18 protein-coding genes and 2 riboswitches are annotated in these 20170 nt (G+C 47.6%); of the genes, 8 read left to right on the top strand and 10 right to left on the bottom strand.

The genetic code is table 11. The annotated features are described in order from the left end of the window. Nucleotides 1–56 precede the first annotated feature (56 nt). Nucleotides 57–234, top strand: a riboswitch (Lysine riboswitch). 90 nt (nucleotides 235–324) lie between these two features. Next, nucleotides 325–1677 carry a lysine-sensitive aspartokinase 3 gene (gene lysC / locus IX95_RS10550; RefSeq protein ID WP_038159660.1) on the top strand — a complete coding sequence of 451 codons (1353 nt, stop codon included), beginning with the start codon at nucleotides 325–327 and terminating at the stop codon, nucleotides 1675–1677. Between the two features lie 79 nt (nucleotides 1678–1756). On the opposite strand, the gene pmbA is transcribed toward lysC, so the two are convergent. Then, nucleotides 1757–3100, bottom strand: coding sequence for a metalloprotease PmbA (pmbA, locus tag IX95_RS10545; protein WP_038159657.1), 1344 nt, complete (start codon nucleotides 3098–3100; stop codon nucleotides 1757–1759). A gap of 108 nt (nucleotides 3101–3208) precedes the next feature. Between pmbA and yjgA the strand changes: the two genes are divergently transcribed. Next, nucleotides 3209–3736, top strand: coding sequence for a ribosome biogenesis factor YjgA (yjgA, locus tag IX95_RS10540; RefSeq protein WP_006958311.1), 528 nt, complete (start codon nucleotides 3209–3211; stop codon nucleotides 3734–3736). Between the two features lie 67 nt (nucleotides 3737–3803). Here yjgA and thiQ read toward each other — a convergent pair whose 3' ends face one another. The 5 genes from thiQ to mpl all read right to left on the bottom strand — a co-directional run bounded on the left by thiQ (nucleotide 3804) and on the right by mpl (nucleotide 9296). Further along, on the bottom strand, nucleotides 3804–4508 hold the full coding sequence (thiQ, locus tag IX95_RS10535; protein WP_019277287.1) for a thiamine ABC transporter ATP-binding protein: 705 nt from the start codon (nucleotides 4506–4508) through the stop codon (nucleotides 3804–3806). Next, entirely contained in the window at nucleotides 4492–6096 is a 1605-nt protein-coding gene (thiP, locus tag IX95_RS10530; RefSeq protein WP_038159652.1) for a thiamine/thiamine pyrophosphate ABC transporter permease ThiP, read from the bottom strand. The genes thiQ and thiP overlap by 17 nt, the downstream gene beginning before the upstream one ends. Nucleotides 6097–6105: 9 nt before the next feature. After that, a complete protein-coding gene (gene thiB, locus IX95_RS10525) occupies nucleotides 6106–7098 on the bottom strand; it encodes a thiamine ABC transporter substrate binding subunit (protein ID WP_021456085.1) in 993 nt (330 codons plus the stop codon). 53 nt (nucleotides 7099–7151) lie between these two features. After that, nucleotides 7152–7265: riboswitch (TPP riboswitch) on the bottom strand. Nucleotides 7266–7302: 37 nt separating this feature from the next. Continuing rightward, on the bottom strand, nucleotides 7303–7929 hold the full coding sequence (locus IX95_RS10520) for a flavin prenyltransferase UbiX (RefSeq protein WP_006958315.1): 627 nt from the start codon (nucleotides 7927–7929) through the stop codon (nucleotides 7303–7305). 14 nt (nucleotides 7930–7943) lie between these two features. Further along, nucleotides 7944–9296, bottom strand: a complete 1353-nt coding sequence (gene mpl / locus IX95_RS10515; RefSeq protein WP_038159649.1) for a UDP-N-acetylmuramate:L-alanyl-gamma-D-glutamyl-meso-diaminopimelate ligase — start codon at nucleotides 9294–9296, stop codon at nucleotides 7944–7946. 314 nt (nucleotides 9297–9610) lie between these two features. Between mpl and fbp the strand changes: the two genes are divergently transcribed. Continuing rightward, nucleotides 9611–10624 (top strand): class 1 fructose-bisphosphatase, encoded by a 1014-nt coding sequence (fbp, locus tag IX95_RS10505; protein ID WP_038159645.1) that lies wholly within the window; start codon nucleotides 9611–9613, stop codon nucleotides 10622–10624. A gap of 156 nt (nucleotides 10625–10780) precedes the next feature. Then, entirely contained in the window at nucleotides 10781–11308 is a 528-nt protein-coding gene (ppa, locus tag IX95_RS10500; protein ID WP_038159643.1) for an inorganic diphosphatase, read from the top strand. Between the two features lie 46 nt (nucleotides 11309–11354). On the opposite strand, the gene IX95_RS10495 is transcribed toward ppa, so the two are convergent. From IX95_RS10495 to tamA, 3 genes are read right to left on the bottom strand one after another with little or no spacing between them, the layout of a single operon-like run. Then, nucleotides 11355–11702, bottom strand: coding sequence for a gamma-glutamylcyclotransferase family protein (locus IX95_RS10495; protein ID WP_006958319.1), 348 nt, complete (start codon nucleotides 11700–11702; stop codon nucleotides 11355–11357). Between the two features lie 20 nt (nucleotides 11703–11722). Next, nucleotides 11723–15484 (bottom strand): autotransporter assembly complex protein TamB, encoded by a 3762-nt coding sequence (tamB, locus tag IX95_RS10490; protein WP_038159642.1) that lies wholly within the window; start codon nucleotides 15482–15484, stop codon nucleotides 11723–11725. Continuing rightward, on the bottom strand, nucleotides 15481–17190 hold the full coding sequence (gene tamA, locus IX95_RS10485; RefSeq protein WP_038159640.1) for an autotransporter assembly complex protein TamA: 1710 nt from the start codon (nucleotides 17188–17190) through the stop codon (nucleotides 15481–15483). Before tamA ends, tamB begins: the two co-directional genes overlap by 4 nt. Nucleotides 17191–17309: 119 nt before the next feature. On the opposite strand from tamA, the gene msrA reads away from it, so the two are divergent. Then, the gene (gene msrA, locus IX95_RS10480; protein WP_038159638.1) at nucleotides 17310–17939 is read left to right on the top strand and encodes a peptide-methionine (S)-S-oxide reductase MsrA; all 630 of its coding nucleotides are present in this window, start codon (nucleotides 17310–17312) and stop codon (nucleotides 17937–17939) included. 46 nt (nucleotides 17940–17985) lie between these two features. Here the strand turns inward: msrA and IX95_RS10475 are convergent, their stop codons facing one another. Continuing rightward, nucleotides 17986–18186, bottom strand: coding sequence for a DUF1107 domain-containing protein (locus tag IX95_RS10475; protein WP_029236268.1), 201 nt, complete (start codon nucleotides 18184–18186; stop codon nucleotides 17986–17988). 209 nt (nucleotides 18187–18395) lie between these two features. On the opposite strand from IX95_RS10475, the gene IX95_RS10470 reads away from it, so the two are divergent. The 3 genes from IX95_RS10470 (at nucleotide 18396) to zrgA (ending at nucleotide 20118) form a co-directional block, all read left to right on the top strand. Then, a complete protein-coding gene (locus tag IX95_RS10470; protein WP_038159636.1) occupies nucleotides 18396–18947 on the top strand; it encodes a YtfJ family protein in 552 nt (183 codons plus the stop codon). A gap of 74 nt (nucleotides 18948–19021) precedes the next feature. After that, complete coding sequence (locus IX95_RS10465; protein WP_038159633.1) at nucleotides 19022–19324, top strand: DUF2607 family protein; 303 nt, start codon at nucleotides 19022–19024, stop codon at nucleotides 19322–19324. 71 nt (nucleotides 19325–19395) lie between these two features. Then, nucleotides 19396–20118 (top strand): zinc uptake protein ZrgA, encoded by a 723-nt coding sequence (gene zrgA / locus IX95_RS10460; RefSeq protein WP_038159630.1) that lies wholly within the window; start codon nucleotides 19396–19398, stop codon nucleotides 20116–20118. The last annotated feature ends 52 nt before the right edge of the window (nucleotides 20119–20170 follow it).

Genomic DNA, 20170 nt, shown 5'->3' with positions numbered 1-20170 from the left:
ATAAAAACGTTCAATGCAGACTGTATGGTGAATTTTTATGCCGCCATATGAATGCATTTTGCAGAAGAGGAGCACTACCCAGGTAGGTGTTTTGTGGAGCCACAACTCCGATACAAATCACTGAGGGGGAGTAGTGCCGAGGTAGATCAACGTTGTGGTTTTGATCTGTCGGTTGACTTGGGTTGACTCCCATCAACTGTCATCAGCTCAGTCTGGTGAAGAGCTTCTGAGGTAAACCTTACACAATAAAACCTCTCTATACGCTCACTCTCTCTTCAAGCAAGGATTACTTATTTACTTTCAGGAAGTTGTGGGAGAAATGCCGTGGGCAATTTTAACGTTGCTAAATTTGGTGGAACCAGTGTCGCTAACTTTGAAGCCATGAGTCGCTGTGCTGCGATCATTGAGCAAAACCCAAACACAAAGTTGGTCGTCAGTAGTGCCTGTTCAGGCGTGACAAACTTATTAGTCGAACTCGCGAATGGAGTTCAAGATCAGACAGAGCGCAGTGCGATTCTAACCAAACTCGCCAGTATTCATGATGCGGTACTTAATCAACTAGAGGATGCAACTCAAGCAGCCAGCGAGGTCTACTCCATTCTAGATACTGTCACAAGTTTGGCAGAAGCCGCCTCGATTCAGTCAAGTACCAAGCTGACGGATCACCTTGTCGCCTGTGGTGAACTGATGTCTACACACCTGTTGGCCCAGTTAATGAGGGAACGTGGTATCAATGCGGTACGCTTTGATATTCGTGACGTACTACGCACAGATGGTAACTTTGGTAAAGCAGAACCGGAACTGGCCACTATTCGTCAACAAGCGCAAGCATCGCTTATCCCGTTATGCCAACAACAGGTTGTGGTAACTCAAGGCTTTATCGGTGCCGATGCAGATGGCAATACCACGACACTCGGTCGAGGTGGCAGCGATTACAGTGCCGCACTTATTGCAGAAGCGGTTGAAGCGCAGGGGCTGGAAATTTGGACCGATGTACCGGGCATTTATACCACTGACCCACGCATTGCTCCAAAAGCATCACCTATCTCTGAGATCAGCTTCAGTGAAGCCTCCGAAATGGCCAATTTTGGCGCCAAGATCCTTCACCCTTCGACGCTAATCCCTGCTCTTCGCCATGATATTCCGGTATTTGTCGGTTCATCAAAGCAACCCGAAAAAGGCGGAACTTGGATTCGCCATCAAGTCGAGAGCTCACCTCTCTTCCGTGCTCTGGCTTTAAGATGCAACCAGACCATGGTGACGTTGCGCAGCGCGCAGATGTTCCACGCTTACGGCTTTCTAGCCAAAGTGTTTGAAATTCTGGCGAAGCACAAGATTTCGGTAGATTTGATTACCACTTCAGAGATCAGTGTCAGTCTAACACTTGACCAAACCGACACATCTGGTGGTGCTCCTCAGTTACCTGAAGCTGCACGTCTTGAGCTGGAAGATCTGTGTACGGTTGAAGTAGAGCATAACCTGTGTCTGGTCGCGCTGATTGGCAACAATATGAGTGAGAGCAAAGGTTATGCAAAACAAGTATTTGGCACATTAGAAGAGTTTAACTTGAGAATGATCTGCTACGGTGCAAGCCCACACAACCTGTGTTTCTTGGTTGACGAAGCCGATGCAAAATTGGCGATTCAGAAGCTGCACACTGAATTGTTTGAGAAGTAATAATAGAGCAGAGAACAAAAAAGGGTTGGCGCTAAAACGCCAACCCTTTCAATTTGTATCAGTGGTAAAACCGAGTGTGTTACTCACCCGCCACTTTCATAGATTCAATCAGAATCGAACCCGTCTGGATTTGTGAGCGGGTTTCAACATCATTACCAACCGCGACAATCTGATTAAACATATCTTTCAGGTTGCTGGCGATTGTCACTTCAGAAACAGGATATTGGATTTGACCATTCTCTACCCAGAAGCCTGCCGCTCCTCGTGAGTAATCACCGGTGACGATATTCACGCCCTGCCCCATCACTTCGGTGACAAGGAAGCCCGTTCCCAGTTCTTTAAGCATCTGCTCAAAGTCTTGCCCCGTCGATTGAACGAACCAGTTATGAATACCACCAGCGTGACCCGTTGGCGCCATGTCCATTTTACGCGCGGCATAGCTGGTTAATAGGTATGTCGCGAGCACACCGTCGGTAATGATTTCACGATCTTGTGTTGTAACACCTTCGCTATCAAATGGGCTCGACGCTAAACCGCGTAACACATGAGGTTTTTCAGAAACATTAAACCAGTCTGGCAGTACCTGTTGGCCTAAATGATCAAGTAAGAATGACGACTTGCGATACAGGTTACCGCCACTGATTGCCATCACCAAGTGTCCAAGTAAACCCGTTGCCACATCGGCTGCGAACATTACAGGGTACTTACCTGTCTTGAGCTTTTGCGCATCAAGGCGACTGATGGTTTTCTCTGCCGCTTTCAAGCCGACTGACTCAGGCGTCCAAAGATCATCTTTATGGCGTGCAACTGTATAACTGTAGTCACGCTCCATGACACCACTTTCGCCCTGGCCAATCACACAACAGCTGGTACTGTGGCGGCTGGAGGCATAGCTAGCAAGCAAACCGTGGCTGTTGCCATAGACCTTCAAGCCATAGTGGCTGTCGTAACTTGCACCATCGCTTTGTTTAATTTTGTCACTGAAAGATAACGCTTTTTGCTCAGCAGCAATCGCAATCTCAGCAGCATGATCTGGGTCTGGTGTATCAGGGTGAAACAAATCAAGATCAGGAATTTCTTTTACCATCAGCTCTTTAGGAGCTGGGCCTGCGCATGGATCTTCTGAAGTGTAATTGGCAATATCAAGTGCTGCCATTACCGTCTGCTGAATGGCTTTTTCACTGAGATCGGAGGTAGACGCACTGCCTTTGCGCTGACCACGGTAAACAGTAATCCCCAAAGCGCCATCGCTGTTAAATTCAACGTTTTCCACTTCACACATACGTGATGATACACTCAGGCCAGTGGTTTTGGTGATCGCGACTTCAGCGCCATCGGATTTTTCCGCGGCCATTTCCAGTGCTTTCGCAACGGCGGCCTCAAGCTCAACACGTTGCTGAGCGACTTGCTGTCTTACGTCCATATCTTCTTCATGCTTAAGGTCTGTTGTCCCTAGAATAACAAGAATTTCGCTTTCTCCCCATGATTCTTGTTAAAATAGAGAAATAGATGTTCAAATTAAGGCAGAAAGATGGCCCGTAAGAATCAAAAAGCGCCATGGGAAGAAGAAGAGGAAATCATTTGGGTCAGTAAAACCGAAATGAAACGTGACATGGAAGAGTTACAAAAACTGGGTGAAGAGCTCGCCAGTCTTAAACCTTCGGTGTTAGAAAAATTCCCGTTAAGTGAAGACCTTGCAGAAGCAATTAAAGACGCACAACGCTTTAAAAATGAAGCTCGTCGTCGCCAGTTACAATACATTGGTAAGCTGATGCGTTTCGAAGATCCTGAACCACTTCAGGCGGCACTAGACAAAGTACGTAACAAGCACTCTCAAGCGACTGCTGCACTGCACAAGCTGGAACAGTTACGCGATCGTGTCGTTGAAGAAGGCGATGATGCCATTGCTGATGTAATGGAGTTATACCCACAAGCGGATCGCCAACGCTTACGCCAACTAGCACGTCAGGCAGCAAAAGAGAAAAAAGCGGGTAAGCCCGCTAAAGCATTCCGTGAAATCTTCCAAGTGCTCAAAGAGCTCAACGACGAAGAGATTTAAGCAAGCTGCTTTAGATAAAAATGGGCTGATGCAAACGCATCAGCCCATTTTTTGCTCTTAGGAAAAGTTATTCACCCGCTTTAACAAACCCGCTGAGTGCAGCGTGGTTATGTTGCTGGGTTAAATGATCAATCGTATCAGCAATCACCACCTTTCCTTGGTCAACAAAGGCAAAATGCGAGGCGATAGCTTTAGCGTCACTGATATGATGAGTCACCATCACCACGGTAATATTGCGCTCTGCGGCTAACTGCTTGACCAGTCCGAGCATCTCTTCACGCAACACCGGATCAAGCGCAGAGAAAGGTTCATCAAGCAACCAGATTGGATGAGGCTGAACAAAGCAACGAGCCAATGCGACACGCTGACGCTGTCCGCCCGACAATTGCTCAGGTAAACGATCCAAATAGTCCGCAATACCGACCTGCATCGCTGCGTGTTCCACCTGACTGACTTGCTCTGAGTTGAGCTTCAAACCAGGGTGCAGGCCCAATCCGATGTTTTCACGTACTGAGAGGTGGGCAAACAGGTTATGCTCCTGAAACAGCATCGCAAAAGGACGCTGGTGAGGCTCTTTGCCCACAACCTCTAATCCACCAGCTTTAATACTGCCACTTTCAGGTTCGATAAAGCCTGCGACCAAGGCCAGTAACGTTGATTTACCTGCCCCACTCGGCCCCATCAATGCGACCAGACTCCCCTGCTCAATATGTAAATCAAAATGGAATAGGTCCTGATGGTAATAGTAACGAACATCATTGAGGGTCAGCATAAGTCACCATAGAGTTTGCCTTAAACAGGGTTTCAATCAGTGCAAAACAGCCAACACTGAGCAGTAACAGAGTAACTGACACTACAGCTGCTGCATCCATCTGATAACTGCCCAGCAATTGGAAAAGATACAACGGCAGAGTGCGGAACTCCTGGCTACCAAACAGGGCAATCGCACTTAAATCTCCCACCGCAAACATAAAGCTGATCGCGAAAGCATGAGCCATTGGCTTTTTCAGTGCTCGCCACTCAACAACGCGAAAGCGCTGCCAGCCTTTCATACCTAGACTTGCGCATACGTATTGGTATTGCTGCTCGATATGCAGCATCGGCTGTGACAAGGTTTTGATCACGTAAGGCAAGCCCATCAAAGCATTCACCGCGACCACAATAAAAAACGCCAGACTAAACACATCTGTAAAAGACCGCAGTAGCAAGAATAGCCCCGTAGATATCACCAGACCGGGCGTGACAAGAATGATCGTTCCCAGTAACTCAATCTGATCCGCATGACGGTTTTTTGCATTCAAACGCAATCGACGGCTAGTTAGCAATATTGCAATCCCTGCCGAGAGCGCGATACCGCTCGCCAATGTTGCCACTTTAAGTGACGACCATAACGCCAGCCAAAATCGTTGATCCGTAAACACTGATAGGGCTTCTGAGTTGATGCCACTGAGCACCACCATCAGTAAAGGTGGCAGCACCAATAGCATACTCAGGCCAATCCAACTCCAATCCCAGATACGTGACCAGATTGAATCCTTTGCCATATAAAGGTTGTGACCTTGTGTACCAGAACTCACAGCCACAGGCTTGGTCAAACGCTGCACTGCCAACGCCATAATGCCACACAGTAGCATCTGCCATATCGCCAGTAATGCCCCTGCCTGCAAGTCAAAATCGAATTTGATCGCTTGATAAATCGCCAGTTCTATCGTGGTCGATTTCGGCCCACCACCGAGTGCCATTACCGTCGCGAAACTAGTAAAACACAGCATAAACACCAAGCCACACACGTGCGGCAACTCCTGACGCAAGCGAGGCCATTCGACCCACTCAAATTTATGCCAATGGCCCATACCTAGATGAGCACACAGTTTGTGCTGCTCAGCCGGAATAGACTCCAATGATTGCAATAGCAGGCGCGTCGCATAAGGTAGGTTGAAAAACACATGCGCCAGTAGAATACCGTTCAGACCGTAAATCGAAAATGGCAGTCTAGAATCAAACCATGCAAAAGCTGACGATAGCAGACCGCTATTGCCATAAATCGCCAGTAAGCCAAACACCCCAACCAGTACAGGCAGTACTAATGTGGTGGCAAACAGCTTAAGTAGCAAGGATTTACCGGGAAAGGTACGCCGAGATAGTGCGTGCGCAACAGGGACGGCTAAGCCAACACTGAGCAGAGTCGACAGGAACGACTGGTAAAAGCTGAACTTGGTGACATGCCGATAATAAGGGTCTGACCAAACCTGAGTGATATTCAGAGATGGGGCGGCAACTAATAAAGCACCGAGAGCAGAAACAACAAAGGCCGCGATAGCTATCGCGACCCAGAGTCCCAATTTTGGAATACTACGCAAAGCGTCTCCTTAGAAGGTTAAGGCGCTTTGCCACTCACGTATCCAGGATTTTCGGTTTTGCGCCACTTCTTCTGCGCTAAAGCTCAAGGCTTTTTCAGGTACCGTCAGTGTCTCAAAGCCTTCAGGCAGTGCGACTTCAGTTACTGGGTACATCCAGTTACCTGTTGGCATCAAAGACTGGAAGTCGTCGCTAAGGATAAACGTCATAAATTCATCGGCTAACTTTTCATTTTTCGATGCTTTTACTTTAGCCGCAACCTCAACTTGAGTGTAATGGCCTTCTGTAAAATCAGCGGCAGCGTATTTGCTGTCGCTTTCCGCGATCAGGTGATAAGCCGGTGAAGTCGTGTAAGACAACACCATGTCTGACTCACCTTCAAGGAACATAGAGTAAGCCTCAGACCAACCTTTTGTCACAGTGACGGTTTTCTTAGCCAGTTGTTGCCATGCCGGGGTAACGTCATCGCCATAGACAGATTTCATCCACAGCATCAGGCCTTGGCCCGGCGTTGACGTACGGGGATCCTGATAAATCACTTTCAGATCATCGCGAGATTCCACCAGCTCTTTAAGGCTCTTTGGTGGATTGGTGAGCTTTTCTTTGTTGTAGACAAACGCAAAGTAACCGAAGTCATACGGCACAAAAGTACTGTCTTCCCAACCGTTAGGCAGATTGACCGATTTGGTATCAACCTTGTGCTCGGCCAATAGGCCAGTTTTCTGCGCTTCTGCCATCAGGTTATTGTCCAAACCTAACACAATATCCGCTTTGCTGTTGTCTCCTTCAAGACGAAGGCGGTTAAGAATAGAAACGCCATCATCAAGAGCGACAAAGTTCACATCACAGCCACATTGCGCTTCAAACGCTTTTTCCACTTTCGGGCCCGGGCCCCAGTCCGCAGCAAAAGAATCGTAGGTATAAACGGTAAGGGTGTTATCTGCTGCCAATGCAGAAAAAGATGTCAGTGTGGCAACGGCGATGGTGCTTAAAGTGGTTTTCACTGCTCGCTCTCTCCTTGGTTGAGCGGCACAGGCTTGAGGAAACATTGGCAGGGCAAATGTTCAGACTCAATTCCTACGCCAGCATTATCTGGTTCAGGTACACGGGTCCTGGGCTTTGCCCAATCTCAGCTTCATCTGTGCGATGAATAGCTCCCCGATGAGTGTCGGCTGAATTGTAATCGTAATGTTATCAATTAGCCAGAATTAAGCACGCTGGTCATATCCCCAACGTGGGACAAGCCCCTGTTCAACATCAAGATGATCGAGAATTCTCGCCACCATAAAGTCGACCAGATCGTCAATAGACTTAGGCTGATGATAGAAGCCCGGTGCCGCAGGCATAATGGTGACGCCCATCTGCGACAACTTATGCATATTCTCTAGATGCAACGTAGAGAATGGTGTTTCACGCACTACCAGCAACAACTGCCCGCGCTCTTTCATCACCACATCAGCCGCGCGCTCGATGAGATTGTCGGACATACCATGTGCGATGGCAGCGACACTGCCTGCAGAGCAAGGACACACAACCATCTGTTTTGGCGCCGCAGACCCAGAAGCCACAGGAGAGAACCAGTCGTCTTTACCGTAGACTATCAGCTTTTCGGCATCACAGTTTAAGTGGGCGACCAACGTTTTTTGAGCAGACTCTGGGTTCGCCGGCAATTTCATATCATGCTCAGTGGCTAACACAACTCGAGCTGCTGACGATATCAGCAAATGTACCTGATAGCCGGCGGCTAGCAGACACTCAAGCAATCTAAGCCCGTACGGTGCGCCAGAAGCCCCCGTAAAAGCGAGTGTAATTGCCTTGTTTTTCTCATTGTTCATACTACTACATTAATCTATTCGGCGAGTTTAGCCAGCAGCTTGTCGTGGATGCCTTCAAACCCACCATTGCTCATCACCAGAATTTGATCGCCCGGTTGAGCCTGTTCTGTCACCATCTGAACTAACGCATCAACACTGTCTGACGCATAAGCCGACTGCTGACATTGCTGGGCAATATCCTCAACAGACCATTCAATATTATCTGGTTGGTAAAGGAAGACAACGTCAGCCTGAGCAAGGGACGCCGCCAATGTTTCTTTGTGCACGCCACGTTTCATCGTCGCACTACGAGGTTCAAGTACAGCTAGGATACGTTGTTTGCCAACCTTGTTACGCAATCCACCCACAGTAAGTTCAATCGCCGTAGGGTGATGAGCGAAGTCATCGTAAACCGTAATCTGATTCACTTCACCTTTTAGCTCAAGTCGACGTTTGGTATTGATGAATTTCGCCAGCGACTGACAGGCTAAATCCGGAGTAACACCCACGTGACGAGCCGCTGCGATAGCCATCAAGGCATTGTCGACATTATGATCGCCCACCAGATCCCATTTCACAGTACCGACGGCTTCCCCTTGGAAGAAAACTGTGAATATTGAACCATCGGCGACTTGTTTCTCCGCTCGCCAGTCACCTTGTTCACCGCTGAACTCCGTTTCGCTCCAGCAGCCACGCTGTAATACATCGGCAATTGCTGAATCGCCTTGCGGGGCAAGGATTCGACCATTACCCGGCACGGTTCTTACTAAGTGATGGAATTGGCGTTTGATCGCTTCCAGATCATCGAAGATATCCGCATGGTCAAACTCCAAATTGTTCATAACTAACGTGCGAGGATGGTAATGCACGAACTTAGAACGCTTATCGAAAAAAGCACTGTCGTATTCGTCGGCTTCAACGACAAAAAACATACTTTCGCCCAAACGCGCTGAAACACCAAAGTTGCCCAACACCCCACCAACAAGGAAGCCAGGTTGATAGCCACAGTCTTCCAAAATCCACGCCAGCATGCTGGAAGTTGTGGTTTTACCATGGGTTCCTGACACAGCCAACACCCAGCGGTCATGGAGAAGAAACTCCTGCAGCCACTGTGGGCCTGAGGTGTATCTCAGGTTACTGTTGAGTACCTGCTCGACACAGGGGTTGCCTCGACTCATCGCATTTCCGATCACTACCAGATCAGGTGCAGGATTAAGCTGAGAAGGGTCAAACCCTTCAATGATTTCAATACCTTGAGACTCCAACAATGTACTCATTGGTGGATAAACGTTGGCGTCACTGCCCGTCACTTTATGACCTAATTGACGAGCTAAAATTGCAGCACCTCCCATAAATGTGCCACAAATTCCCAAGATATGAATATGCATAAGCAACCTTCTCCAAGGCGAAAACTGAGCTGACATTATGGCGATTATGCGCAGAAAAGCGAACTACTTTGCTCACTGTTTTTTCGTCACACGAACGCAAATGATTGCGTGTAATGCGCGTTACTCTGTTCGCATGGCTTCAAACAAGCAGATGAAAACCGTTATCAAGTCGACAAATAAAACGAGATCTCAGTCAGTTAGTTCATTACCAATAAAAAGATCTAACTCTTAGACTAGGCTTAGGCGAAATCTAAGATCCGTCAGAGATCACCAACGCCAATCCCCCTATATTGAAGCGACTTAAAGGAAAAATCATGTCTGGAATGCGCACCCTTGGCGAGTTCATTGTTGAGAAACAAGCGGACTTCCCCCACGCTAGCGGTGATCTATCATCCCTACTTTCTTCTATCCGACTTGCTGCAAAAATCGTTAACCGCGAAATCAACGCAGCTGGTCTTGGTGACATTACCGGTGCAGTCGGTACTGAGAACGTACAGGGTGAAGACCAGCAGAAGCTGGATGTTTACGCGAATGAAAAGTTTAAAGCAGCGCTAGAAGCCCGTGATCAAGTTTGTGGTGTTGCCAGTGAAGAAGAAGACGAAGCCGTTGCGTTCAATAAAGAGCTGAACAAAAACGCGAAATACGTGGTCCTGATGGATCCGCTAGATGGGTCTTCAAACATCGATGTTAACGTGTCAGTCGGTACCATCTTCTCGATTTACCGTCGTGTGTCACCTATTGGCACCCCACCGACAGAAGAAGATTTCCTTCAGCCAGGCCACAAGCAGGTCGCTGCAGGTTACGTAATTTACGGCTCTTCAACGATGTTGGTGTACACAACTGGTAAAGGTGTTAATGGCTTTACCTACGATCCATCTCTGGGCACATTCTGCCTGTCTCATGAAAACATGATGATTCCTGAAGATGGCACGATTTACTCAATCAACGAAGGTAACTACATCCGCTTCCCGATGGGCGTCAAGAAGTACATCAAATACTGTCAGGAAAATGAGCCGAGCGAGCAACGTCCTTACACGTCACGCTATATCGGTTCACTGGTTGCGGATTTCCATCGCAACCTGCTTAAGGGCGGTATCTACCTCTACCCAAGTACGCAAAGCCATCCAAACGGTAAGCTGCGTTTGCTATACGAATGCAACCCAATGGCTTACATCATTGAGCAAGCTGGCGGTGTAGCGTCTGATGGTAAAACTCGTATCATGGATCTCAAACCAACCGAACTGCACCAGCGTGTGCCTTTCTTTGTTGGCTCAAAAAACATGGTCAAAAAAGTGGAAGAGTTCTTAGAACGCCATCCAGAAGATTAAATATAAAGGCGCTTTCGAGCGCCTTTTTCACATTTTCTTGAGCAAAATCTCGCCTTAGTTGGTTTACATAAAACCGAGTTTAGCAGTAAGGTATTCCGGTCTTATATTCAGCCCGTGTGCCTCATTGAGGTACAAACTAAAAAAGGAACTTTCTTAATGAGTTTAAACAACGTACCAGCAGGTAAGTCTCTTCCGGATGACCTCTATGTCGTGATTGAAATCCCAGCTAACGCTGATCCAATCAAATATGAAGTAGACAAAGATTCAGGTGCTGTGTTCGTCGACCGCTTTATGTCTGCACCTATGTTCTACCCATGTAACTATGGTTACGTAAACCACACTCTGTCTCTAGACGGTGATCCAGTAGACGTTCTGGTTCCAACACCACACCCTCTGATGCCTGGTTCAGTTATCCGCTGCCGTCCAGTCGGTGTTCTAAAGATGACGGATGAGTCTGGTGAAGATGCGAAAGTAGTGGCGGTACCACACACTAAGCTGTCAAAAGAATACGATCACATTAAAGACGTAAACGACCTGCCTGAGCTGCTAAAAGCACAGATCACGCACTTCTTTGAGCGTTATAAAGAGCTTGAGTCTGGCAAGTGGGTAAAAGTCGACGGTTGGGAAGACGTAAAGTCAGCCCGCAAAGAGATTCTAGAGTCTTACGAACGCGCACAGAAATAATAAAAAAGAGCCAGCAATGCTGGCTCTTTTTCCATGGCTATAGCAGCTAAACCCTCTGACACCAATCCCCTGATGAAATGATGGTATCGAGCATGCTACCGTCTTGATACAAGTATATCCAAGCTTCACCAAAAGGTGTCTCAATCTGCTCACGTCGATATTCTACGGGTACGTCTTCGAGTTTATCCACCCTCGCCAGAGTTTCATCATCAATCAGGTACACTTCACCGAGAATCGTATCATGACCTTCGATTACTGCTGGATAGGTGCCCAAATCATACAAAGCGTAGTGCGGCGGTGTTTCAAAATGCCCCAAGCATTGGCTATCAGCCAAAAAATTATGGTTACTTTCGCCCTGACGTAGGGTTCCGTACACAAAGAGTAAATGTTGCATCCTGCCACCTAACTTAATGATTAATTGAACTCAAACTGATACAGCAGATCAACGGCACTGTCCAGACCTGACATCGCCTCCACGTACAGATCCTGCATCAGACGATAACGCACCGTGAACTCACCCACTGAGTCAAAAATGCCAACGCCATATTTAACCTGCAAGCCCGGTAGAACATAACCACTGACCGTCACTTGCGAGTCATCGCCAGAACCCGCGGTGTCAACTTGCAAGTCCTGAACACCAAACGCTTCACCAATTTGACCCACGACACGACCACTTTGTGCCAGACTCAATCCTATCAGCGTGGTCGTCATTGAGTTGCCACCAGATTCACCATCAATATTCTGTCCACGCAGCAAGTAAGACAGTGCATTGGCCTGCGGCATCGCCGGTTCAGAGAAGATGGTCACACTTGGCTCATCAGCAGGGCCTGTCACCCTGACACCAGCAGTCACTTCATCCTGCGTATTGTCCGGATTTCGGATCGCGGTGATCTGGACATAAGGTTGGTCAACCGGGCCGTTCATCAGGATCTTACCTTGCTTAATCAAAAGGTCCTGACCAAAGGAGCGATACGAACCGTCAACAATGTTCACTTCTCCGGTCACGAATGGGCCTTTATCACGCTGGGCAACATTGAGGTTACCTGACAGTCCACCCTCAAGACCAAACGCAGACAGCTTAAAGTCATCCCCAATTTTGATATTGATGTTGGTCTGGACACTGAATGGAACACTGGCAGTTTCTTGCTCTGGCTCTAACTGATCGTTAAGAATCACCTGATCTTTAGACACGCCAATCGCACTTGGTGGCAATTCTTCTACCACTATCCGTCCCCACGGCAGAGAGATGTTACCGTCAATGCGAGCCTGCTTAGGCGAAGCGGATATGGTCATGTCAGGCACCACCTTTATTTTTGCCATAGGTGGTACATCAACCAATAACTCTTCGGCAAACACGCGCACATTGGTTTGCCAATCTTTCAGATCTCGCCAGTCGGCATCGCCCGCAACTTCTAGTTTGCCATCAGGTGTATCGATCGCAGCGGCCAGCGTGGCATCGTAACCCGAGAAATTAACAGTCAATTTACCCGAATCAATCTCAACGGGAGTAATTTCACCTTTGAGCAAAATATCATCCACTACAAACTGACCTTGCACCTTAGGCTGCATAACTGGCCCAGAGAAAGTCAGTTCAGTGGCAATGTTTGATTTAAGCTTGCTGTAATCACCAAGAATAGGCGCAAGGAAGTCGAGGTTAAATGTGGTTAACCCCAGCCGCCCGTCGATTTGCTTATCTTTCGCAAGCACATCCGGAATATTCAGCTCACCTGAAATGTCTCCATTGTCAGCCACATCGAGCAGCCAATCAGCGTGTAGGGTATTTTCTGCCAGAGAAGCATTGAGCTTAAGTGACTCCCAGCCAAGATGCACAGGTTGCTCACTTTTTTGCGTGACCGATCCTTTTGGCATTTCTAACTTCATCACGACTTGCGGCGCTTGCTCTGGTGCCCATTTCGCCATCGCTGTGGCATTAACACCACCCTCTAATTTAATCGCTTGAGGCACAAACGCTTTAACCTGCTCAAAATCGAATTGTTTGATGGAAAGATGCGCTTCACCACTTTGACCCGCGTTCACATCCTGATCGAGACAGATCGAAGCATCAGCTTGTAACCAACAATGGGCCGCAACGAAAGCTTGTTGTGAGTCGATGAGAAACTCTAACTGAGTCGGTTGATTCAGATTCCACGTACCTTGCTCTGAGGTAAGCGACATGCGCTCTAGCGCACCTTTCCACATCAACTCAGGCTTATCTTGCAACGCACCTTTAATCGCCAATTTCGTTGAGGCGATGTTTGACTCAAGATCCAGAGTCAATGCGTGCTGCTGTTGCTCGCCATCAAAATTTAATAACACTTTATCAATCAGATAATCTTGGTACTTGGCGTTGGCAACTTTGAGCTGCAATTCGCCGGAAGGTAAAGGCATTGGAGAGATCTGCCCTTGCAGCGAAACACCCTCTACCTGCACATCTTGCTGCCACTTAATAGCTTTCACATTGAGATCAACACCAACCAGAGGTTTATCCAGCTTACCAGTCAGCTTAATCTGACCTTGTGCACTGCCTTTTACATCAGGGACGGACTTAGCGATATCCGGAAAATCAACGGCTAGCTGCATGTTTAGGTTTTGTTCAACATCACCTTTTGCCGTCAGATGATTCGGTCCATGAGATAAGACTAAGCGTGGCGTATCAATTTTGAGTTCACCAGTGCCCGCTTTATCGGAAGCAGACAACGCACCTTCTATGTTCAGCGGGTAATCTCGCAAAATGCCGTCAATATCTAATGTTGGTAACTCAACCTGCCAACCACCTTGCTCTGTCAGTGAACCTGTAGTGGCTAATTTGCCGCTAATATTACCTTCCGCCTGCTGCCACTGTAGGCCCGGTTGAATGTCCTTCAGTGAAAGGTTTGCTGCCCAATTAATCGGCGCTTGCCAATTGGCCATCACCGTACCGCTCACCTCCCCACCTAAAGTTTGTATAGAGAGGGACTGAAGATCGATTTGGTTTAAATCCCCTTTGCCCTGTAGAGTCAGGTCAACATCAGGCAATTGCTTACCTTTCAAAGCCGAATCGAGTTCAACACTGTAGCCGCTTAGCGAGCCTTGAGTATGCAAGTTGCGTATTGTGGCAAAATAATCACCTTGGCCTTTCAACGGCCATTGAAGGTCGCCATCACTCAAAGTCAGTTCAAAAGGAAATTCAGACTTCAGTGGCTGCAGTGCCGCTTCAAGATGTGCCTTCGCTAAACCACCGAAGTCTGCCTTTAACCTCAAGTCAGCAACACTTCCCGTCGCATGCAGTTTGACTGTCTGTCCATCCGCTATCTCCTGCTTCACTTTGGCATTCAGTTCCAGATCCAGCGGATAGTCGTCTGCTAAGGTCACCGTTGTACTCAGCTGACCTTCGACTTCAGGCATATCCAACTCAAGAGTATCAACCTGAACTTGGGAGCGGGCCGCACTTGCCTCCAACCCCAAATGGTGCACGACTACAGGAGTGGGTTGTTGCAGCTCAAAATCATTCACATCCAGTCGCACTACATCAATTTGCAGCGGTAAGGTAATGTTTGGTAAGGCTATCGGTGCGTTAGCATCCGTAGAAGGACTTGCAGCAGGGGCTGGTTCACTGGCATCACTTGGTGCCAGTGCGACGCGAATGGAGTCGAGCGCCGTTTTGTTAATTCGTAGACGATTCCCCTGAAACGCTAATCCAGTGGTGAAAGACTGCCAGTTGATCTGATTACCTAGAATATCCAGTGATATGTCGGTTAAGGCGACGCGTTTGACTTTAATTGGCAGCGGCGCTGTCACTGGTCCACTTTCGTCAGCCACAGGCTCATCTGGCGTTGCAGTGCTCTGCGGTAATTCCGGCATCTCAAATTTAAGGCCGTCTACCGCAAGTTCATCGACACAAACGCTGGGCTCTGTCAGACAAGCAGCATTAACTGCCAACGTGACTGAGCGAGCCTGCACATCAACGTTAAGTGAGTCATCTTTAAACACAACTCCATTAAGTGTAAAGCGCGGAAAAATCGCCCCTGAATAGGACTCGACTTTCAACTGAGGCACAAACTTTTCTGCTCCCCACAGCACCAGTTTAAGCCCCGGAGTTGTAAACAGTACTGCCGCTAAGGCAATCGCAATCGCCACCAATAAGCTGATCAATGAGATAGACAGCCACTTAGACCATTTAAAAACAACCTTGGTCATAGTTCAGGCCCTAACGTGAAATGGATTTTAAATTCGTCACCCGGAGTGGCATCAAGGCCCCAGGCAAAATCAAGACGGACTGGACCTACAGGCGAGGCCCAACGGACACCGAAGCCAGTGCCACGTTTAAAGTCGGGATTATCATTGAAGGCATCACCATAGTCATAAAACACCGCCCCCCACCAGTTGCCATACACTCGATATTGATACTCTAAAGATGAAGTGGCGATGTATTTGGCACCCGTCAATGCGCCGCTGCTGTCTTTCGGGGAAATAGACTCATAACCATAACCACGCAAATTGTTGTCACCACCAGCGAAGAAGCGTAGTGACGGAGATAATTTATCAAAATCATCTGCTAAGTTAGCGCCTCCATCTAGACGCAAAATACCGCGATGGTTGCGCCCTGCACTACGGATCCATGACGTGCCCGCCTGAAGGCGCAGTACACGTGTTTCTGATATCAAGCTATCATCACCATATTCGATAGTCAGACTTTGACGATCACCCCAACGTGGCATCGCGCCACCACGAATGCGGCTTCGGCTGTATGTGATCCCCGGCAAAAGGAATTGCCCAGAGTCATCTTGCAGACCCTGCTCATAGTTTTCCAATAAGTAACGGACAAACACGGTTCTATGCCAACCATTGTCCAAAGCCCAATGCCGCTCCAGGGCAAGATTGGACTCGAGACTTTTCGTATCTCGATTGTCGACGTTTTTCATACCATAGCGAATGCGATAGTACTCATTTAATGCATCTTCAAGCGGAATCCGATAGCCGGCCGTAATGGTCTGTTCTGGGTTAGAGAGAGAAAAACTGCTGTCAAAACTATGACCACGAGAGTTGACCCAAGGCTTCTTCCATTTCAGAGAGCCTCGAACGCCCACATCGGTAGAGTAGCCAAGGCCGGTCTCCAACTTATTTTTTGCCTGTGGTGCCAAAGACACTTTCATTGGTAGCTCTCTGCCCTTGCCCAGCATAGACAAGTCTGGTTCCACAAATACCGATGAGAACCAGTCTGTGTTTGACAGGTTCTGGTTGTAAGCGCCGACCTCGGAAACCTGATAAGGGTCGCCTTGCTGATAAGGCGATAAAGAGTTAACCCGATCTTGTTCGATTTGACTGCCCGTGATCAGGTTCTCGCCAAACGAGTAACGTATGCCACTATCAAAATGAAGACGTATAAAGGCTTGATTGAGATCAGGTGCAACCTCAAGACGACTGGCGGTGAAATCGCCCTCAAAGTAGCCTTTCTGCAAAGCCAGATTGCGAATCCCAGACTTCAGGCCATCATACTGACTGTGGTTGAGGATTTGACCTTCCTTAAGGCCGCTTTTGCGAATCAAGGCTTTAAATGATCGATCGTCGCTGGCCTCACCACTGATTTGAATATCGACTTCTTTGATCGTGACGGGCTCGCCCGGAGTGACGGTAACAATCAGCTCACTGCCATCATCAACGATCTGAAAAGAAAAATCAGGATGGTAGTAGCCCAGCGCGTTAAGCGCTTCGGTCAGACTCTTTTCCAATCGCGCTTGAAAGCGCAGGCTGGTGTTATACTCCTCGGCAGGTATAGACGAGAGATAAGCGTCAACATTCTTTTCCAGTTCACCTGACAAGCCCTCGACGGACAAATCGATCTCCTGCGCAAAAACAGGAAAACTGCTGAGAAGGAGAAGGGCTGGTAATGACTTTCTTATCATGTTCTATTTACTACCTCAAAATCGTAACGGAATAATAACGCCACTCATAAAATAAGTCTGTACGAAAACAGTCAATTAGGCGGTCTACTCTCAAGATTGTTAATTTAAGGATATTCACTATGCTCGACAAACAAACCATGATCACTGCTCAGCAGGCTTTGCCGGGGCGTGAGCAGCCACTAGCTATTGACGACATACACTTTGTCAATCAATCCAGTTTAACCGCACCACCTGCTGAAGGCTGCGAAGAAATCGTGTTCGGCATGGGATGTTTTTGGGGCGCAGAGCGTCTGTTTTGGCAACTTGAGGGCGTGATCAGTACTTCAGTGGGATACGCTGGTGGCTTTACACCTAACCCAACCTACGAAGAAGTCTGCTCAGGTCAGACTGGGCATACTGAAGTGGTGCGGATTGTTTTTGACCCTGCAGTCATTAGCCTTAACCAACTGCTGCAAAAGTTTTGGGAACGTCATAACCCAACTCAAGGAATGCGTCAGGGCAACGACTTAGGCACCCAGTACCGCTCTGCTATTTATGTGTATAGCGATGAACAGTATCAGGCAGCGATACAGTCAAGAGACGAGTATCAGGCACTGCTCGGACAAGAAACCTCGTCTATTACCACCGAAATCCTGCCTGCTGGTCGCTACTATTATGCGGAAAGCTACCATCAGCAGTATTTGGCCAAGAATCCAAATGGCTATTGTGGGTTGGGCGGCACTGGCGTGTGCTTCCCGCCAGAAAACTAAACGCTATAAAGCAAAAAGTCGCCCAATTGGGCGACTTTTTATTTTCCTACACAGGTAACACCGTAATGGCCTGATTGATTTCCTTGAAGGTATTCATTTTCTTTTTATCTTTTATGTCCGGCATCAGGACTTTACCGTTATCAAATCTAAACTCACCAATTCCTGAAATGACAAACTGTCCCTTGAATAACGTCTTAACAAAGCGTGCCACCTGACGTGGTCGATATTTCGTAAATTCGCGCAGCATAACTACCTCAATATCCATTTGCGATATGAACCTTTCCTTGGTTCAGCCTCTCTTCCTGATAGGCTTACAATACATCATACACATTAATCCAAGACCAACAAGAAGCAAGATCACAAATAGACAACAAATCATTAACACAATTGGTTTTCTTCAGCGACTGAGAATTTTTCGGTATATACTTTTTCCGCTTACTAAGAAGGAACAAAATAATGAAAAACAAGACTCTAATAGCTTTGGCAGTAGCATGCTCTCCCATGTTTGCACTGGCGCATAACATCACTGTCGGCCAGGCAGTTCCGACCGTTGAAGTGGCCAGCTATGGTGAAATTATGGTCAAGGACAATGATACGACTTATCAACAATGGTCTTCTCAGGACATGTTAGGCAAGGTACGTGTGATCCAAGCCATCGCCGGACGCAGCAGTTCGAAAGAGCTGAATGCACCACTCATGTCAGCCATTACAGCGGCTAAATTCCCAGCGGAAAGCTACCAGACCACGTCCATCATTAACCAAGATGATGCTATCTGGGGAACTGGCTCGTTTGTAAAATCCTCAGCAGAAGACAGCAAAAAAGAATTCCCATGGTCTTCAATGGTACTTGATGAAGAGGGTGTGGTTGCCGGTGCTTGGGAACTTCAGGAAGAATCGTCTGCTATCGTAGTGCAAGACAAGCAAGGTAACGTCCTGTTTGTTAAAGAAGGCGCACTAAATAGTGACGAAATTCAACAGGTTCTGACCCTGATTAAAGATAATATCTAATCTCATTTGATCTTAGCGTTTCCCGAAGAGTTGTTATAACATAACAGCTCTTTTTTCGTATTGAATGAAACGCTGTGATTCCAACTCATCCTAATCTAACCAGACGCTCAGCCGCGCTTGCCTTGTGTGGCATTGTGCTGATGCTATGGATGAGTTTCGCCTACATCGACCACCAATACGATATCTCGTCTGCACATCACAGTGATCATCACTGCCAGCTATTCTCTTGCGCACAACACGGCATGAGCTATTCATCTCTGGCACTCATCGATACCTCATTACCAGATGTATTCGTCGTGCGAGATGATTACCACTTCTACCAGCAGCCAACCTTTGCCTATCAGGCACGATCTCCCCCGATGAGATTGATCAGTTAACCCAGATTTTTTACGTGCTGTTTCATAGCAATAGCCATATATTTTATCAAAACATTTTATTAGGATTCACAATGAACTCAATGACAAAAATTGCAACACTGGTTGGTCTTGTCCTAAGTACTACCGCTTTCGCTGAAGAAGGATTCCGTCAACACGAAGCTCACGTGCACGGCCACGTTGAGCTAAACATCGCTCAAGATGGTAAAGAGCTTCTAATGGAAGTTACCGCTCCTGGTGCTGATGTTGTGGGCTTTGAACATGCTCCAAAAACAGCAGAACAAGAAAAGGCCCTAAAAGACGCAGTCACTCGACTAGAAAATGCAGACTCTATTTTCGTTCTTGCATCAGCAGCAGGTTGTAAGGTTGAGCATCAGTCAGTAACCCACACATTAGGTGCTGACGACCACGACCACGACCACGACCACGACCACGACCACGACCACGAAAAGCATAACGAGCATCATGATGAACACAAACATCACGATGACCATGGCGAGCATCATGATGAGCACAAACACCATGATGACCATGGCGAGCATCAAGATGAGCACAAACACCACGATGACCATGATGATCACGCTAGTCACGAAGGTCACGATGAACACCAAGGTGGCCATGGCGAGTTTACTGTCGAATATCACTTCGAGTGTGACGACATCAACGCCCTATCTTCTATCGATACACAATGGTTCAAGGCTTTCCCAACGACAGAATCTATCAGCGTTAACCTACTGACAGATAAAGTGCAAACAGCACTTGAACTGTCTGCAGACAACACTAAGATTTCGCTTTAAGTCTAAAAAGACCTGATAGCTTGTGGCTATCAGGTCTATTCGTTCAGGTTGA

This window comes from Vibrio sp. B183, from assembly GCF_000740665.1.
In the GTDB taxonomy this organism is placed as follows: domain Bacteria; phylum Pseudomonadota; class Gammaproteobacteria; order Enterobacterales; family Vibrionaceae; genus Vibrio; species Vibrio coralliilyticus.
This window is presented reverse-complemented; position numbering and strand designations above follow the sequence as displayed.

Bases quoted from the DNA above. Each gene is read 5' to 3' on its own strand.
- IX95_RS10475 (WP_029236268.1), bottom strand. From the start codon at position 18,186: ATGCTGCGCGAATTTACGAAATATCGACCACGTCAGGTGGCACGCTTT.
- IX95_RS10495 (WP_006958319.1), bottom strand. From the start codon at position 11,702: ATGCAACATTTACTCTTTGTGTACGGAACCCTACGTCAGGGCGAAAGT.
- ppa (WP_038159643.1), top strand. From the start codon at position 10,781: ATGAGTTTAAACAACGTACCAGCAGGTAAGTCTCTTCCGGATGACCTC.
- IX95_RS10470 (WP_038159636.1), top strand. From the start codon at position 18,396: ATGAAAAACAAGACTCTAATAGCTTTGGCAGTAGCATGCTCTCCCATG.
- IX95_RS10520 (WP_006958315.1), bottom strand. From the start codon at position 7,929: ATGAACAATGAGAAAAACAAGGCAATTACACTCGCTTTTACGGGGGCT.
- fbp (WP_038159645.1), top strand. From the start codon at position 9,611: ATGTCTGGAATGCGCACCCTTGGCGAGTTCATTGTTGAGAAACAAGCG.
- zrgA (WP_038159630.1), top strand. From the start codon at position 19,396: ATGAACTCAATGACAAAAATTGCAACACTGGTTGGTCTTGTCCTAAGT.
- thiQ (WP_019277287.1), bottom strand. From the start codon at position 4,508: ATGCTGACCCTCAATGATGTTCGTTACTATTACCATCAGGACCTATTC.
- mpl (WP_038159649.1), bottom strand. From the start codon at position 9,296: ATGCATATTCATATCTTGGGAATTTGTGGCACATTTATGGGAGGTGCT.
- tamA (WP_038159640.1), bottom strand. From the start codon at position 17,190: ATGATAAGAAAGTCATTACCAGCCCTTCTCCTTCTCAGCAGTTTTCCT.
- msrA (WP_038159638.1), top strand. From the start codon at position 17,310: ATGCTCGACAAACAAACCATGATCACTGCTCAGCAGGCTTTGCCGGGG.
- yjgA (WP_006958311.1), top strand. From the start codon at position 3,209: ATGGCCCGTAAGAATCAAAAAGCGCCATGGGAAGAAGAAGAGGAAATC.
- tamB (WP_038159642.1), bottom strand. From the start codon at position 15,484: ATGACCAAGGTTGTTTTTAAATGGTCTAAGTGGCTGTCTATCTCATTG.
- pmbA (WP_038159657.1), bottom strand. From the start codon at position 3,100: ATGGACGTAAGACAGCAAGTCGCTCAGCAACGTGTTGAGCTTGAGGCC.